Here is a 15,905-nt window from a genome sequence, read left to right on the forward strand (position 1 = left end):
ACGCTCGGCTACGGCAATTACGACAGCTTCCTGGTCGAAGGTTTCGTCAGCGGGCCGATCAGCTCGACATTGAAGGCGCGCATCGGTTTCCAGAGCGACAATCGCGCGACCGGCTGGCAATATAGCGTGACCCGGCCGAACGAGCGGCTCGGCCAGCGTTACCGCCAGTCGATCCGTGGCACGCTGGCGTGGGAGCCGAGCGATCGCTTCAACGTGGTCGGCAGCGTCACCTATTGGGAGTTGCGCGGCGAGCCGCAGGCGCCGCAGGCGATCGCCTATCGTGGCAATGCGGCGCTTCAGAACCCGCTGCTGACGCAGAGCCTGATCCCCAATCCGACCGACAATCGCGCCGCCGACTGGACGCCGATCGGCCGCCAGCCGCAACGCGAGACGACCGGGATAACGCGCCCGTTCTATGATCTCAATTCGAAGTTTGTCGGCACGATGCTGAAGGCGAATCTGGACCTTTCCGATACCGTCTCGCTCGCCTCGCTGACGAGCTACAATCGCCTGAGCTTCCAGTCGATCGAGGAAACGAACGGTTCGCAGACCGAAAGCCAGACCGCGGTGTCGACCGGTCTTATCAAGTCCTTTGCGCAGGAACTGCGACTGATCGGCGACATGGGGCCGCTCAACTGGTCGGTGGGCGGCTATTACGCCGATGACGAGACGTACGAGTATAATTACGGCTATGTCGACGAACTCTCCACGATCGTCGGCCTTCGTGCCGCCGCGCGCGGGTTGAATGCCGCGCGCGGGTTCCCGGTCAATCCGACCCTGCTCGCGACCAGCTTCCGCAACTATTCGGGTGTCGGCCGCTACAAGAACCGCGTTCTGGCGGGCTTTGCCAATGCCGAGTACAAGATCTCTGACTCCGTCAAATTGTCCGCCGGCGCGCGCTATACCGAGGATCGCCTGCGCGGATCGGGATGCGGTCAGGACGTCAACGGCAACAACGTCCCTCTCGTCAATTTCCTTTATCCCGTATTGACCGGCAATCCGACGTTGCAGGGCATCCAGCCGGGCGGCTGCTATACCCTGACGCTCGACAACAGCAGGTTTGCACTGGCGGAGCAGGGGCAGACCCAGGACAATGTCAGCTGGCGAGTGCGGGCCGACTTCACCCCCAGCGACACGACGCTATTCTATGCCAGCGTCAGCCGCGGCTACAAGGCAGGTGTGTTCCCGGTGCTCGCTGCCTCCAACGCGAGCCAGCTGCAGCCGGTGACGCAGGAGAAGTTGACCGCCTATGAAGGCGGCGTGAAACTGAACCTGCTCGACCGGCGCTGGCAACTCAACGCCTCGGCCTATTATTACGACTATATCAATCGACAGGTATTCGGGCGCATCCCCGATCTTGTCTTCGGAACGCTGCAACGGATCGTCAATATTCCGAAGTCGGAAGTCTATGGTGCGGAGCTCGATACCATATTCCGCCTGACCGATACGCTGCGGGTGCAGGCTGCCGGCTCCTATCTTCATACCGAGGTGAAGGAATATATCGGCTACAATAATGCCGTCAGCGCGCAGCTGGTGAATTATGCGGGCGCGTCGCTGCCCTATTCACCCAAGTGGCAATTCAACGGCTCGATCGTGAACGACATGCCGATTGCCGACAATGTGAAGCTCTTCACCTCGGTATTCGGCAGCTATCAATCGCGGTCGTCCAGCGTTCTGGGCGAAGAGGATGGCTTCGGGATCAAGGGATACGGCCTCCTTGGCGCGAAGGTCGGCATCCATGACGCCGCCGACGCCTGGGGGATCGAGGGCTATGTGTCGAACCTCACCAATACCTATTACTGGACCAGCGCGCAGCGTCAGTCGGAAACGCTGGTACGTTACACCGGGATGCCGCGGATGTACGGCGTGCGCGCCTCGTTCCGCTTCTGATCATGGGCGACGATCTTCAATATGTCCGCGTCACACGGGAAGGGCCACTGACGCTCGTCACGCTGGCGCGACCCGAGCGGCTGAACGCTCTTCACACGGCCGCGCATAACGAACTGGCGACGGTGTTTGACGACTTCGCCACCGATCCAGCGCAATGGGTCGCGATCGTAACCGGGGAGGGGCGCGCCTTCTGCGCGGGCAACGACCTGCGTTACCAGGCGGAGGGCGGTAGCCTGGAGCGGCCGCCCTCCGGGTTTGGCGGGCTGACCAGCCGCGTCGACCTGAACAAGCCGGTGATCGCGGCGGTGAACGGCGTCGCGATGGGCGGCGGATGCGAGATCGCGCTGGCGTGCGACATCGTGATCGCGGCGGCGGAGGCAGAGTTCGCGCTTCCTGAGCCGCGCGTCGGACTGGCGGCGTTGGCGGGCGGCCTCCATCGCCTGCCGCGTGCGATCGGCTGGCAACGCGCGATGGGCATGATCCTGACCGGGCGGCGCGTATCGGCGGCAGAGGCGTGCGATCTCGGCTTCGTCAATGCGGTGGTGCCGGGTGCCGACCTGTTGGCGGAGGCGCGGCGCTGGGCGGGGATGATCCTCGAATGCAGCCCGCTGGCGATCCGCGCGGCCAAGGAGATCGCGCGCGACGGCCTGGCGAAGCCCGCGCTCGTCGATGCGATCGATGGACAGCGCGAGGGAGCGGCGCTGCGCGCGATGCTCGCATCGGACGATTATCGCGAAGGACCACGGGCGTTCGCCGAAAAGCGCCCCCCGGCATGGAAGGGGCGGTAGTCGCTAGATCGCCCGCCAGCAGGGCATCCCGTCCGGGCCCGGGCCAACGATCCCCCGGGCACCGACGATCTCCTCTCCTGCCAACACCGCCAGTGATGACGGATCGGTCGCCTCCACCCGTGCCGCCACGCGCCGACCCTCGGCGGTCCGCAGCAGAACGGCGCCGTGACGCGGCGCCTCTTCGCGGTCGTAGAGGATCGTGCCGGTCTCGACGGTCGCGGGCCCACGGTGGTCCTGATCGAGCGGGGGCGGCGGGGCGGCGGCGATATCACAACGGATCGTATCGGCGATTGGCCCGGTGGCGGGCGCCGAACCCAGGACGAGGGCGTGGTGCTTGGTCACATATTCGCCCTGACCGTACAGCAATCCGATACCGCCTCCGCGCAACCGCTCCACCATCGCGACGGCGGCATGGGTCATATAGTTGTTGAGCGGCGCGCCGAAGAAGGTGAGCCCGCCGGCGACCGAGAGGGGCGCGTTCTCGGCAAGGTCGAGCACGCGCCGCGCCATCTTGGGTACGCAGGGGAAGCAGGAATAGAGTTCGACCGCGTCGAAGCCATCGCGCGCCAGCCCGGCCGCTGCCGTGAGCACCGCATCCATCGCCGGCGAGCGAGCGAAGGTCGCGCGATGCAATATGTCGCGGGGCTCATCCGCCGCCGCGCCGCCGTGGACGTAGATCAGCCGCTACTCGGGCACGCCCATCGCGATCGCGCGGGCATGGCTGGTCAGGATCACCGCCGCACCCTGATTGACGATCGGGTTGGCGACCATCAGCTTGCGATAGGGCGAGGCGATCAGACGATTGCCGTCGTCGGGTGAAAGGATCTGTGCCGGCGTGACCTTCCGCTTGATCCATGCGGTGTCTCGCGTGCGGGCCACTGCTGCATTGTTGGCCCAGATCGTCGCGCTCTCCGCTGCCGCCTCGTCCAGCGTCTGCCCCCAGGCGGCGCGGGTCGCGGCCTCGTACAGCGGATAGACATTGACCGGGCTGGTAAGCTCGAGCGCGCGAGCGGCGGGGGACTGATAGTCGCCGCCGCGCACTGGCCGAAAATCGGGGATCGGATCGGGCCATGGGAGGGCAAGGCCGGCGCGGCGTGCGCGGCGCACGTTATCCTCTGCCTCGCCGCCGCATATGGCCGCGCTGTCGATCTCCCCGCGCGCGATCGCCAGCGCGGCCTCGTGCAGCAACAGCGTCGGCGTCTGCCCACCGACCGGATGATAGCGCGCGTCGAGCGTCGGACGGCCGAGCCGGTCGGCGACGGTGGCGCATGGGTCGGGATAGGGCCAGCTGATTTCGTTGATGATGTCGAGCCGGTCGAGCGCCGCGATCATGCCGCCGCCGGCGTCGCGGTCCGCCGCCCAGAGGGCATGCGCCATCAGGTCCGCCGGGTCCAGCGCGCGGGCGAGATCCTCGGGCCGGTCGGCGACCTCGCCGACGCCGACGATCACGGGCTGCCGGTGGGCAATGGTCATTGCGGGCTTTCCTTGGACTACAGAATGACGTTCGCTAGACAGAACGGCTCTGGCTCGCAAGCGGGAGGCGGCAGTGAATACCCACGCTTATGTTTTCATTGGCCCCGGAGCCTGGGGCTTCACCTTTCAGGCAGATGCGGCAAATCTGCCGGTTGATCGCGGCCCCTGGTCATTTTTCCGCAATGCATCGATCCCGCCCGTGGGCGAGGGATCGGTGGAAGAGGCGCGGGTGCTGAACGATCTGAAAACGCGCGGTTTCAGCCTGCAGCCCTTTTGATTTCTATATTCGCCATAAAGAATGATATTCTCCATCTTGACAGGGGCGGGTGGCAGTCGAATATCGTGACGGATCGATCGGAGAGAGATGATGGCGACGACCGCCGACCCCCAGACGCCGGCCCGGCCGGCGAAGCCGACGCTGGACTCGTTGAGCCCCAGCCAGATCGAGGCGATCCGCCGCATTCCACCGCATGATGGCGGACAGAAGCCGACACCGATCGCCGACTGGCTGGAGCCGGTCATCAAGAAGACGCGGCCCGCGTCGATCTTTCTGGACCGCGAGCGCTTCGACCTCGAACAGCGCTCGATCTTTCGCCGCCTGCCGGTGCCGCTGATGCCGTCCGCGCGCCTGCCCGAACCGGGAGACGCGGTGGCCTTTGACGGTTACGGCCCTGCGCTGATCGTCGCGCGCGACAAGGACGGGGTGGTACGCACCTTCCACAATGCGTGCCAGCACAAGGGGTCCAAGCTGATTGAGCAGTGTGAGGTGCACAAGGCGGCGCGCTTCATTTGCCCGTATCACAGCTGGACCTACGGTCTCGACGGCCGCCTGCTCGCAGCGGCGCGGTCTGAAATGTTCACTGACTTCGACAAGGCGGATTACAAGCTCAGCCAGCTGCCGACGCGCGAATATGCCGGCATGATCTGGGGCGTGCTTGACCCCGAGGTGACGCCGGACTGGAGCGCGATGGAGCCGGAGGGGGCAGGCGGCTTCGCCGACGATATGCGGCACCTCGGCATCCCCAATGCCTATCTTTACGGCCATAAACGCTTCGAGATCGCGGCGAACTGGAAGCTGGTGCTTGAGCCGTTCATGGAAAGCTACCACGTCACACGGCTGCATGCGTCGTCGATCGGCGACCTGTTCACCGATATGGCGAGTATCTGCACGAAGCTGGGACCGCACCAGCGCAAGGTGGCGGGGAAGATTCAATTTCAACCAAGCGATCTCGATATTCCGGGGGAAAACATCCACAAAACGGTGACGCACGCCTATCAGGTGTTTCCGAACGGCACGATCGTCACCAGCCCGTATTACATCAGCATGATGGTGCTGATGCCGATCGCGCCCGACAAAACCAACGTCGATTATTACATGCTGCTGCCGCGCAAGCCCGACAGTGAAAAGGCGGAGAGCATTGCCGCGCGCTCCTACGAGCTGATCTTGAAGGTGTTCGGGGGTGAGGATTTCCGTGCCGCGACGATCACACAGGAGGGGCTGGCCTCCGGCGGGCTCAAGACGGTGACCTATGGCGGGATGGAGAACACGATCCCGACCTATTACGATCAGCTCGAAAGCCATTTCCTGACCAATGAGCGGGGCTGACCCGCTCCCCCCGTTTCAGGCCGGGGCACCCGTCCGGCTCCTCAGGGCGTATCCAGGGCCGCGATAAGTGCCGCCGCGCGCCAGGCGATCGCCATGACGGGCGCAAAGGTGTTGCCCGCCGGGATCTCGGGGAAGATCGAGAGATCGACGACATGCAGCCCGTCGACACCACGCACCCGTGTCTGTGGATCGACGACGGACGCGGCGTCCGTTCCCATCCGGCAGGTGCCGGCGGCGTGATAGGCGGTCGTTCCCATCGTGCGATAGGCGTCGAGGATCGCCGCCTCGTCGTCTAGCGCCGCCCCCGGCCGGACCTCCCCGACGACCGCGTCGGCAAGCGGCGCGCGCGACATGAGATCGCGGACGTAGCGGACCGCACCGACCATTGTCCGACGATCCTGGGCGTCGGCGAAGAAATCGAGTGTTGATAACGGCAGCGCGGCGGGATCGGCCGAGGTGATGCGCACCGTTCCCGTCGATCGCGGGCGCAGCGGATAAACCGCCACCTGCATCCCCGGCGCGTCTTCCATCTTCAACGTCGCCGCGCTCTTGTCGATCGAGAAGGGCGCTGCGATCAACTGGGCGTCGGGGCGGGGAAGGTCGGGGCGGGTGCGGATGTGGCCCAGGACATCGTAAGCCGCACTGGCCATCGGGCCGTTATGCGCCAGATAATAGCGGATCACGTTGCGGATCAGGCGCCAGCCGCCGAACTCGGCGTTGATGGACAGGCCCGGCCGCACCCGCCATTGCATCGCCAGCGCGCAATGTTCCTTCAGGTTCTCGCCCACTTCCCCGCGATCGGCGAGCACGGAAATGCCGAGCCGGGTGAGCAACGCGGCGGGGCCGATCCCGGACCGTTGCAGCAAGGCGGGTGAGGCGAGGGTGCCGCAAGCCAGGATCACGCGCCGCGCGGCGAAGATGCGATGCTCACCGTTCACGATCGCCTTCACGCCGGTCGCGCGGCGATCGTCGAAGCGGATCGTTTCCACACTGGCATTCGTCACGATCGTCAGGTTCGCCCGACCGCGCGCCGGCCGAAGAAACGCGCGCGCCGCGCTCTGGCGGCGGCCGCCATAAATGGTCGATGGGCAATAGCCGATCTTGGCACGATCGTCGGGATGATTGACGTCGTCCTGCACGTCCAGCCCGGCTGCAGCCCCCGCGGCGATCAGGCGGTCGAGCAGCGGATGGCGAGGGGGTAGAGAGACGCGGAGCGGCCCGGCCTTGCCCCGCGCCACGCCGCTGCCGAGCGGGTGGGTTTCCGCCGCTTCGTAGATCGGGGCGATGTGGCGCCAGCTCCACTGCTCACCCGCCGCCTGGGCCAGTGCCTCGATGTCGGCGGGCTGGCTGCGGACGTACATCATGCCGTTGGTAGAGGAGGATCCCCCCAGCGTGCGCCCGCGCACCCAATAGGCCGGCGGCGCATTGCTGCCCGCGCCCGCGACCGCCTGAAACGGCCAGACATGGGCGGGATCGCTGAGGATCTTCGCCACCCCACGCGGCATATGGATGAAGGGGTGGGTGTCGGCCGGCCCCGCCTCCAGCAGCAGGACCTGGCGGGACGGATCGGCGGACAGCCGCTCGGCCAGGACGCAGCCCGCGGTGCCGCCACCGACGATCAGCGTATCGAAGACAAGCTCGCCGGGCGGAAGGTCTGCGGGCGTCGCGTCAGTGACCAAGGCGCACGATCCCGCGCAGCCGAACCTCGCGGCAGCGATCCGTGACACGCGGGGCGATCGACCCCTCCGGCAGCGCCCCGGTCGAGAAGCGGGTGCGGCGGATCACGTTACCGACGATGCTCGACGTCAACCGGCCGCCGGCCGGCGTCCGACAATCGGCGTCCCCGCTCCCTGTTCGATCAGGCGACATGTTGTTGCTCGACGTTCCAGACGATCGGCAGCTTTTCCATCGCCATGACGACACCGGCCCGCCATTCGGGCGCAAATCCATCGGCGAGCTGGAATCGCGGGATGCGACGTAGAAATTCCGTGACGAAGATGCGCATCTCCGCCTTTGCGAGATAATGGCCGAGGCACAGGTGGGGCCCGGTCGAAAAGCTGACGTGCTGCCGCCGCTGACGATCGATGTCGAACGTCTCGGGATCGGGGTTGCGACGATCGTCGAGTCCGGCCAGCGTCATCGGCGCGACGATCATCTCGCCTTCCTTCAACTGCGCGCCCGCGAAATCCATGTCGCGGCGGATCAGCCGCACGCCGTTGGTGACCGGAAAGCGCCGCATCGATTCATCGATATATTTGGGGATCACGTCGGGCTCGACGCGCAGCCGATCCTGGATGTCGGGATGCTGCGCAAGGAAGTGAAAGGAAAATGTCAGCGCGTTCGCGACGGTGTCGAGACCGGCGACGAAGAGCAGGAAGGCGATCGACAGCAGTTCGTCCATCGTCAGCTTGCGCCCATCGACTTCCTCCGCGACGAGCCGGCTGAACAGGTCATCGCGCGGCTGTTCCATGCGCGCGCGCAGCACCGTCTCCAGCTCGAAGAAGATCTGGCGCTGCAACTCGATGCGGCGTTCGGCCGGAATGTGGCTGAAGAATTCGGTGACGATCTGCCGGAACTCGATGTAGCGGTCGAGCGGCAGGCCAGCGAGCTCCATGAAGACGGTGACGGGGTAGAGCGCGCCGAGTTGCTCCGCGAAGTCGCAGCCACCGTCGGCATAGACCTTGTCGATCAGCCGCTCGGCCCAGTCCTGCATCTGCCCCTCAAGGTCGGATACCATGCGCGGCGTGAAATGGCGCATCAGCATCTTGCGATACGGCGTATGCTCGGGGGGATCGAGGTTGATCGGGATCGCCTGGAACGGGCTCTGCGTTTTGGGGATTTCGATCTCGCGATTGGAGAAGCTCGATGAATCCTTGATCACCTGCTCGATCAGGTCGAAACGGGTGACGAGCCAGTGGCCGCCGTTGCGCGGTGTCCAGAATATCTCGGGTGCTTCCTGCTGCATCTCGCGATAGCCGGTATGCAGGTCGCGCAGCAGCCGAGGATCAGTGTAAATGTCGAAACGATATACCTGATCGGGCCGAACGTGCGGCGGTATGTCGACTTCGGCGGAGCTGGGGGTGTGCATCGCCAGGTCATCCTCTCGTATTCGCGGGGCGGGGCCATTGCCCTTGCCCAAGGGTTTAGTCGGCAAGTCAGCAGTGTCAATATATCAGAAAGGCATTCTCCTGTGAGAATGAAGATGGCGTTCGGACTTGTGATGGCGTCAGCCTTCGCTATGAAGAAGGGCATTCTCGACATCGCATGGCCGGGGAGGGAAAGCCGATGGCGACAGCGATCAACATCCACCCGATCGGCTCATCCTCCGCCGTCACCGGCGCCGCGTCGTCGGTCGCGACGCGCTGTGCGCCGTGAGGGCCGCTGACCGTCGCGCGCCTGCCGCTATGGCTGCCTATCGCTGTTTCCGCCTTATCCAACTGGAGTTTTTCGATGACCGCCACCTATGACACGTCGCTTGGCCTCTACATCGGCGGCGAGTGGCTGCACGCCGACGGACGCGACGCGCACGAGGTTCTCAATCCGGCCACGGGACGGGGCCAGGCGCGATTGCCGCTGGCGACGACCGCGGACCTCGATCGCGCGCTGGAAGCGGCGGAGCGCGGCTTCAAGGCCTGGCGCGTGACCCCGCCCGAGGCGCGCGGGCAGGTGCTGCAAAAGACCGCGGCGTTGCTGCGCGAGCGGGCGGAGCGGATCGCCACGATCGCCACGCTCGAGCAAGGCAAGCCACGAGCGGAGGCGATCGGCGAAATCGGGCTGGCGGCGAGTCTGCTCGATTTTCACGCTGGCGAAGCGTTGCGTATCTATGGCCGCGTGCTGCCGCGGCCGGCGGGAACGCGGTCGCTCGTCCTGCAGCAGCCAATCGGCCCCGTGGCGGCGTTTTGCGCCTGGAACTTTCCGGCGCTCAACGTCGTGCGCAAGCTTGGTCCAGCGATCGCGGCTGGCTGCTCGATCATTCTGAAGCCGAGCGAGGAGACGGCGGGCACCGCCGTTGAGGTGATGCGCTGTTTTCAGGACGCGGGATTGCCGGGTGACGTCGCGCAATTGGTGTTCGGCGTGCCGGATACCATCTCGCGCCACCTGCTCGCCTCGCCGATTACGCGCAAGCTGAGCTTCACTGGTTCGGTGCCGGTGGGCAAACATCTGGCCAAGCTCGCCGCCGAAACGATGATGAAGGCGACGATGGAGCTCGGCGGGCATGGCCCGGTGCTGGTGTTCGACGATTGCGATCTCGAAAAGACGCTCGACACGCTGGTGGCACACAAGTTCAGGAATGCGGGGCAGGTTTGCATCGCGCCCACGCGCTTCTACGTGCAGGAGGGGATCTATGACCGCTTCGCCGCCGGCTTCGCCGAGCGGACCGGGCGGCTGAAGGTCGGCAGCGGGCTGGAGGCGGGCACGCAAATGGGGCCGATGGCCAATCCGCGCCGCCCCGCCGCGATCGCGGAGCTGGTGGAGGAGGCGCGCGCAGCCGGCGCGAAAGTGTTGACCGGCGGCGCGCGCGGGGAGGGCGAGGGTTTCTTCTTCACCCCCACCGTCCTCGCCGACGTGCCGCTCGAGGCGCGGGCGATGAACGAAGAGCCGTTCGGTCCGCTCGCCCTGCTTCGCCCCTTCGGTAGTGATGATGAGGCGATCGGCCATGCCAACCGGCTGCCGTTCGGCCTTGCCGCTTATTGTTTCACCGAGAACGGGCGGCGTCAGAACCGGCTTGGTGATGAGATCGAAGCAGGCATGGTTGCCATCAACGGCGTGCGCCTGAGCTGGCCCGACAGCCCTTTCGGCGGGATGAAGGACAGCGGCTACGGCTCCGAGGACGGACCCGAGGGCGTCGCGGCGCATATGGTGACCAAGACGGTGCACATGAGCTAAGGATATTCTCCATCAAGAATATCATTCTCAATTGTTGACATGGGCGTGGGTGACGATATCCCGGTCTGCAACAATGAGGAGAGGTGAAGTGGCGGCAACGGCGCGAATGCGGGGCGGGATCGGCGCGGACGGGCCGTTCTGGGATGCGCTCGAAAATGGCGAGTTTCGCATCGCGCGTTGCCGCAATTGCCACACCTGGATGATGCCGGCGCACTTCCGCTGCGGCACCTGCGGGTCATGGGAGATCGGCTGGGAAGAGGTCGCGCCAAAGGGCGTCGTCTATGCCTGGACCCGCAACCACATGGTGTCCGATGTGCTGAAGGAACGGCGCGGCGACCTGCCCTATGTCACCGTGCTGGTGGAACTTCCTCACGCCGGCGGCGTGCGGGTGCCGGGGATGCTGGTCGGGGATCCGCCGGATTTGGCATGCGGGATGCCGGTGAACGGCACCATCCATCCGGCGGAGGAACGCTCGCGTGGCTATGCCACGATGGTCTGGGAGGCGGCGGCATGAGCGGCTTCCGCGGTGCCACGGCGGTGGTCGGTATCGGCGCCACGCCCTATTACAAGCGGGGCACGTCGCCCGATCCGGAGATGAAGCTTGCGTTGCGTGCGATCGTCGCGGCAGCGGAGGACGCCGGCATCGACCCCTCCGACATCGATGGCTTCGTCTCTTACGGATCGGAGCGTAATACCGGGCAGAAATTGATGCCCGCGCTTGGGACCAAGTCGATGCGGTTCGCCGGCCTGTCCTGGACCCATGGCGGCGGTATTCCCGCCGCGGTGGGGCTCGCCGCGATGGCGATTCACAGCGGGCAAGCCGAGATCGTGGCGGTCTATCGCGCGATGGCGGAGGGGAGCAACCAGCGGCTTCAGGTCGCCGTCACGCAGGACGATACGCCGGCACAGTTCCTGGCCAACGGCATCGACATGGTGCTGCAACGCTCCGCCATGCGCACCCAGCGCATGATCGAAGTGGACGGCGTTCCCGCCTCCACGCTGGAGGCGATCGCGGCGGCGGCCTATCACCACGCGCAGAACAATCCTGGCGCGGCGGGGCATGGCACGCCCCTGACCCATGAAAAATACGCGGGCTCGCGCTTCATTTCCGAGCCCTATCACCTCTACGATTGCTCGCGTGAGAATGATGGCGCGGCCTGCGTCATCCTCGTCTCCGCGGAACGCGCCAGGACGCTCGGGCAGAAACCCGCCTATCTGCTCTCCTGTCCAATGGGCGCGTCGGCCCGGCAGGGTTCGCGCGAGGACAATCACGAACCCTATACCAGCGTCGGTATGATCGAACTCGCCGAGCGGATGTGGGCGGAGTCGGGCTACGGGCCGGAGGATGTCGACGTCGCGCAGATCTACGAGAATTTCACCGGCATGGCGGTGGGCTCGATCATCGATCACGGCTTTTGCACCGCAGCGACGGCGGGTGATTTCATCTGCCTCGACAATCTCGTTGCCCCCAATGGCGGTTTGCCGATCAACACATCGGGCGGCAACATCGCCGACGGCTTCATTCACGGCATGGGGCTGGTGCTGGAGGCGGTGCGACAGATCCGCGGCACCTCGACCAATCAAGTGCCGGGGGCGAAGCTGTCGATGATGGCGGGCGGCCCGGGCGATTCATGCACCAGCACCTGCCTGTTCGGTTCCGAGGAGACGCTGACGCGATGAGCAGCAACGGACTCCTCCACGACGGCATCCGCTATTGGGCGCGGCGTAGCCCCGAGAAGGCGGCGGTGGTTCTCGATGACGAACCGCCGCTCGACTATGCGACGCTCGAACGCTGGAGCGACGGCATCGCCGCGCGCCTTCAGACGATGGGGGTGGTGCCGGGCGACCGGGTCGCGATCGCGGCGGCCAATTGTCTGGCGTGGCCCGCCGTGGCGGTCGCCGTGCTGAAGACCGGGGCGATCATTGCCCCCATGAACGACCGGCTGCTCGGCGACGAACTCGCCTATCTCGCTGGCTACAGTGAGCCGCGCGTGATCGTCGCGGACGATGCGCGGCGCGCGTTAATCGAGGGCGCTGGGGTCACGGTGCCGATCCTGCCGCTGGAAACGGTCGAGGGCGATCGCGGCGGCGCGGACGCAGGCTGGGCGCCGGTCCGCGTCGACAGCGAAAGCGTCGCGCTGATCATGTTCACCAGCGGGTCGACGGCGCGGCCAAAGGGCGCGATGATGACGCACGGCAATTATCTCGCCAAATTCGCGGAGATGCGCCTGCTCGATGGCCGGCTGGGTGCGACGACACGATCGCTGATGCCGCTGGGCATGCATTCGTCGCCGGGGACGCCATGGGGCATCTTCTTCACCACGACGCTGGGCGGCACGCTCTACGCGACGCGAAAGTATCAGTCTGCGCGCACCCTGGCGACGCTGGCACGCGAGCGGATCGATTTCTTCCTGGGCGTGCCGATGATCTACGAACAGATCGCACGCGAGCCGGAGTTTGCGGACGCGGACCTTTCGGCGCTCACCTTCGCACGGGTCGGCGGGGCGACGCCGACCCCGGAGATGCTCGCCGCGTGGCGGGCGAAGGGCGTCATCGTCCGCCAGCTTTACGGCATGACCGAGGTCGGTGGCGGTTCGATCATCGCGACGGAGGAGGAGGCGCGGACGCGCCCCATGTCCTGCGGGCGCGGTCTCGCCTTCTCGCGCTTTCGCATCGTGCGGGATGACGGAGCGCCCTGCGACCCTGGTGAGGCGGGGCATATCCTGCTGCAAGGCCCCGGAATGATGACCGGCTATTGGCGCGAACCCGAAGCGACGGCCGCAGCGCTCCGGGACGGGTGGATGCACACCGGCGACATCGGGATGGCGGACGAGGACGGCTATTTCACGTTCCTTGACCGCTCGAAGGAGATGATCAAATCGGGTGGCTTCAACGTCTCGCCATCCGAAATAGAGGCGGTGTTGATGCGGCTCGACGGTGTCGTCGAATGCGCGGTCTTCGGCGTCGCGGACGAAAAGTTCGCGGAGGTGCCCTTTGCCTGCGTCACCGTCCGCGATGGTGGCCCGGATGCGGATGCCATTCGCGCGCATTGTGGCGCCTTGCTCGCGCGCTTCAAGGTGCCTGCGTATGTCGCCACAAGCGTCGAACCACTGCCACGACTGGCGAACGAGAAGATCGATCGCCGGTCGTTGAAATTGAGGCACGCGGTGTTGCCGGGGGATCGCTGAACCGACGGCGACCGACGTTCACCCGGCCGCCCTGATCCGTTCGATGAGCCAGCGCAGGCCGGGGTCGCTGCGCCGCGTCAGGTGGTATGGCGCCATCTCGATACGCGGCGAGCGAGCAATGTAGCGACCGGAGGGGCTGGACGCGGTGCGCCACCTTTACGCAAAGCCATGCGCCATTATGTCGTTAGCCGCCGTGCAGCATCGGAGAGGTAAGCGAAATGCCGCAGCAGCAAAGCAAGAGCATCCTGCTCGTCGGAGCGTCGCGTGGCTTGGGAGAGGCGATGGCGCACGTGTTCGTCGCGCGGGGATGGCGGGTCGTCGGAACGGTGCGCAACGACAGCCCGAACGGCCTTCGTGAACTGGCGCGCGATCATCCCGATCAGGTCGGGATCGAACGGCTCGACATCATCGATCCCGATCAGATCGCCGCGCTCGGCCGGCGGCTCGCTGGCAGCGGCTTCGATATGTTGTTCGTCAATGCCGGAACAGCGAACCACGATCAGTCGGAAACGATCGCCGACACGTCGACCGAAGAATTCGTGCGCGTGATGGTCACCAACGCCCTCGGCGTGATGCGGGCCGTCGAAGGGTTGCAGGGCCTCGTTCGGGCGGATGGCGTGATCGGCGTGATGTCGTCGGGCCAGGGCAGTATCGCCAATAACGAAAAGGGCGGCCACGAGGTCTATCGCGGCAGCAAGGCGGCGCTCAACCAATATATGCGCAGCTATGCCGCGCGTCATGCAGGTGACGGGCGCGCACTGGCGCTCATGGCGCCGGGATGGATCCGCACCGAACTCGGCGGCCCCGAGGCGCCTTTCAGCGTGGAGGAAACCATCCCCGAGCTGGTCGATACGTTGATCGCCCAACAAGGGCGGGAGGGGCTGCGCTTCATCGATCGACATGGCGCGACGGTGCCCTGGTAACCGCTTTTCACCGATGAGCCGGGATCATAGGACCATCATCGCAAAATACCGACGGCATTCTCCCATGCCCGGCTGATCACAGCGGGTCGCTATCCGGTTACCGGGCCATCTCACGGTAGATGAGAACAGCCGTCGTTCGGTTCACGACCTGAAGTTTGCGCAAAATCGCACGGACATGCTGCTTGATGGTCATTTCCGACAGGCCAAGTTCGTAAGCGATCTGCTTGTTAAGTCCCCCGCCCGCCATGGCGTTGAGGACGCGGCGTTCTGCCGGTGTCAGTGACGCCAACCGCGCGGCGGCGTTCGATGTCGCCCGGGGAGCCGGCGCGTCCGCAGTACGCTGAAAAGCGCGTCCGCCATCGAGTACGGTGCGCAGTGCCGCAGTGATGTCCGGAATGGGCGCTGACTTTGACACGTACCCGCTTGCCCCCAGAGCGGCGATGTCGTCTTCCCACGCATATTGCTCGCTGCCGCTGATCACCAGGACGGGCGCCGCGGGAAACGTGCTGGCGACGTTGACGAATGTCGACACGCCCCGGCTGTCGGGAAGGTTCAGATCCAGGACGATGAGATCGAACGGGCCGGTCGCGCCGCGCGCGTCGGCAAGCGAAGCGACTTCGGTCGCCTGGACGTCGGGATCGATCGACGTCAGTGCGATGAGCGCGACGGCCCTGCACATCGGATGATCGTCGGCTACGAGCACCCGTAATGACACGAAACATGCCTCCCCTATTTGGGGAGCAGATAACAGAGTGTAGGCAAACAGAAAATCGTGAAATTGCAGGTTATTGGGTTTCAGGTTCGGCGCGGTGTGTCAAAAACGACTCTCACCCAGCGCCGGAAATCGGGCCGGCGCGCCCATTCGAGCATGGGTGCGCCAGCGGCGGCGGCGAGCCACACCGACGGTTTCACGTCTGCTTATCCGTCCAAATCGCCACAGAAGTGTCACGCGCTCTCCCTGAGAAGCCGCAAGGGATCGTCATAGCTCTAAAGTGTTAGATTGCCACGAAACCCCGGAATCCTCTTTCCATGCAGGTAGTCGCGGCATATCGTCGGCTTGCTCGACCATGGATTGATTCTGTTGTCCGGGCATACGCGCGATGACCCGGGATAAGATCTCGGGTTGATCGGCGTCGGTAGTTGTTGGCGT

14 protein-coding genes are annotated in these 15,905 nt (G+C 65.3%); 9 read left to right on the plus strand and 5 right to left on the minus strand.

Annotated elements, in window-relative coordinates; genetic code table 11:
• Both ACFDSW_RS00180 and ACFDSW_RS00185 read left to right on the plus strand, forming a co-directional pair.
• Positions 1–1,890, plus strand: a 1,890-nt coding sequence (locus ACFDSW_RS00180) for a TonB-dependent receptor (RefSeq protein ID WP_375248248.1), incomplete at its 5' end; no start/stop codon positions are given.
• Between the two features lie 2 nt (positions 1,891–1,892).
• Positions 1,893–2,678 carry an enoyl-CoA hydratase-related protein gene (locus tag ACFDSW_RS00185; RefSeq protein WP_375248249.1) on the plus strand — a complete coding sequence of 262 codons (786 nt, stop codon included), beginning with the start codon at positions 1,893–1,895 and terminating at the stop codon, positions 2,676–2,678.
• Positions 2,679–2,681: 3 nt separating this feature from the next.
• Here the strand turns inward: ACFDSW_RS00185 and ACFDSW_RS00190 are convergent, their stop codons facing one another.
• Both ACFDSW_RS00190 and ACFDSW_RS00195 read right to left on the minus strand, forming a co-directional pair.
• The gene (locus tag ACFDSW_RS00190; RefSeq protein ID WP_375248250.1) at positions 2,682–3,269 is read right to left on the minus strand and encodes a hypothetical protein; all 588 of its coding nucleotides are present in this window, start codon (positions 3,267–3,269) and stop codon (positions 2,682–2,684) included.
• 93 nt (positions 3,270–3,362) lie between these two features.
• Positions 3,363–4,151, minus strand: coding sequence for a hypothetical protein (locus tag ACFDSW_RS00195; RefSeq protein ID WP_375248251.1), 789 nt, complete (start codon positions 4,149–4,151; stop codon positions 3,363–3,365).
• Between the two features lie 73 nt (positions 4,152–4,224).
• Here ACFDSW_RS00195 and ACFDSW_RS00200 point away from each other — a divergent pair, with 73 nt between their 5' ends.
• Both ACFDSW_RS00200 and ACFDSW_RS00205 read left to right on the plus strand, forming a co-directional pair.
• Entirely contained in the window at positions 4,225–4,428 is a 204-nt protein-coding gene (locus ACFDSW_RS00200; protein ID WP_375248252.1) for a hypothetical protein, read from the plus strand.
• Between the two features lie 87 nt (positions 4,429–4,515).
• Positions 4,516–5,757: an aromatic ring-hydroxylating dioxygenase subunit alpha gene (locus ACFDSW_RS00205; protein ID WP_375248253.1), complete on the plus strand. Its 1,242-nt coding sequence runs from the start codon at positions 4,516–4,518 to the stop codon at positions 5,755–5,757.
• A gap of 41 nt (positions 5,758–5,798) precedes the next feature.
• Here the strand turns inward: ACFDSW_RS00205 and ACFDSW_RS00210 are convergent, their stop codons facing one another.
• Positions 5,799–7,436, minus strand: coding sequence for a GMC family oxidoreductase (locus tag ACFDSW_RS00210; protein ID WP_375248254.1), 1,638 nt, complete (start codon positions 7,434–7,436; stop codon positions 5,799–5,801).
• A 179-nt stretch (positions 7,437–7,615) separates the two neighbouring features.
• Positions 7,616–8,845: a cytochrome P450 gene (locus ACFDSW_RS00215; RefSeq protein WP_375248255.1), complete on the minus strand. Its 1,230-nt coding sequence runs from the start codon at positions 8,843–8,845 to the stop codon at positions 7,616–7,618.
• A gap of 362 nt (positions 8,846–9,207) precedes the next feature.
• Here ACFDSW_RS00215 and ACFDSW_RS00220 point away from each other — a divergent pair, with 362 nt between their 5' ends.
• The 5 genes from ACFDSW_RS00220 (at position 9,208) to ACFDSW_RS00240 (ending at position 14,755) form a co-directional block, all read left to right on the plus strand.
• On the plus strand, positions 9,208–10,644 hold the full coding sequence (locus ACFDSW_RS00220) for an NAD-dependent succinate-semialdehyde dehydrogenase (RefSeq protein WP_375248256.1): 1,437 nt from the start codon (positions 9,208–9,210) through the stop codon (positions 10,642–10,644).
• A 73-nt stretch (positions 10,645–10,717) separates the two neighbouring features.
• Positions 10,718–11,158, plus strand: a complete 441-nt coding sequence (locus tag ACFDSW_RS00225) for a Zn-ribbon domain-containing OB-fold protein (protein WP_375248257.1) — start codon at positions 10,718–10,720, stop codon at positions 11,156–11,158.
• Entirely contained in the window at positions 11,155–12,324 is a 1,170-nt protein-coding gene (locus ACFDSW_RS00230) for a transporter (protein WP_375248258.1), read from the plus strand. The genes ACFDSW_RS00225 and ACFDSW_RS00230 overlap by 4 nt, the downstream gene beginning before the upstream one ends.
• Positions 12,321–13,832 carry a class I adenylate-forming enzyme family protein gene (locus ACFDSW_RS00235; RefSeq protein WP_375248259.1) on the plus strand — a complete coding sequence of 504 codons (1,512 nt, stop codon included), beginning with the start codon at positions 12,321–12,323 and terminating at the stop codon, positions 13,830–13,832. The genes ACFDSW_RS00230 and ACFDSW_RS00235 overlap by 4 nt, the downstream gene beginning before the upstream one ends.
• A gap of 218 nt (positions 13,833–14,050) precedes the next feature.
• Positions 14,051–14,755, plus strand: a complete 705-nt coding sequence (locus ACFDSW_RS00240) for an SDR family oxidoreductase (RefSeq protein WP_375248260.1) — start codon at positions 14,051–14,053, stop codon at positions 14,753–14,755.
• Positions 14,756–14,852: 97 nt separating this feature from the next.
• Here ACFDSW_RS00240 and ACFDSW_RS00245 read toward each other — a convergent pair whose 3' ends face one another.
• On the minus strand, positions 14,853–15,470 hold the full coding sequence (locus ACFDSW_RS00245; RefSeq protein WP_375248261.1) for a LuxR C-terminal-related transcriptional regulator: 618 nt from the start codon (positions 15,468–15,470) through the stop codon (positions 14,853–14,855).
• Positions 15,471–15,905 lie beyond the last annotated feature (435 nt).

The sequence above is a fragment of the Sphingomonas sp. genome, assembly GCF_042091075.1.
Classification (GTDB): domain Bacteria; phylum Pseudomonadota; class Alphaproteobacteria; order Sphingomonadales; family Sphingomonadaceae; genus Sphingomonas.

What these genes read in the sequence shown, in the direction of transcription:
- ACFDSW_RS00185 (WP_375248249.1), top strand. Translation starts at nt 1,893, where the DNA reads ATGGGCGACGATCTTCAATATGTCCGCGTCACACGGGAAGGGCCACTG.
- ACFDSW_RS00195 (WP_375248251.1), bottom strand. Translation starts at nt 4,151, where the DNA reads ATGACCATTGCCCACCGGCAGCCCGTGATCGTCGGCGTCGGCGAGGTC.
- ACFDSW_RS00205 (WP_375248253.1), top strand. Translation starts at nt 4,516, where the DNA reads ATGATGGCGACGACCGCCGACCCCCAGACGCCGGCCCGGCCGGCGAAG.
- ACFDSW_RS00215 (WP_375248255.1), bottom strand. Translation starts at nt 8,845, where the DNA reads ATGCACACCCCCAGCTCCGCCGAAGTCGACATACCGCCGCACGTTCGG.
- ACFDSW_RS00220 (WP_375248256.1), top strand. Translation starts at nt 9,208, where the DNA reads ATGACCGCCACCTATGACACGTCGCTTGGCCTCTACATCGGCGGCGAG.
- ACFDSW_RS00225 (WP_375248257.1), top strand. Translation starts at nt 10,718, where the DNA reads ATGAGGAGAGGTGAAGTGGCGGCAACGGCGCGAATGCGGGGCGGGATC.
- ACFDSW_RS00230 (WP_375248258.1), top strand. Translation starts at nt 11,155, where the DNA reads ATGAGCGGCTTCCGCGGTGCCACGGCGGTGGTCGGTATCGGCGCCACG.
- ACFDSW_RS00235 (WP_375248259.1), top strand. Translation starts at nt 12,321, where the DNA reads ATGAGCAGCAACGGACTCCTCCACGACGGCATCCGCTATTGGGCGCGG.
- ACFDSW_RS00240 (WP_375248260.1), top strand. Translation starts at nt 14,051, where the DNA reads ATGCCGCAGCAGCAAAGCAAGAGCATCCTGCTCGTCGGAGCGTCGCGT.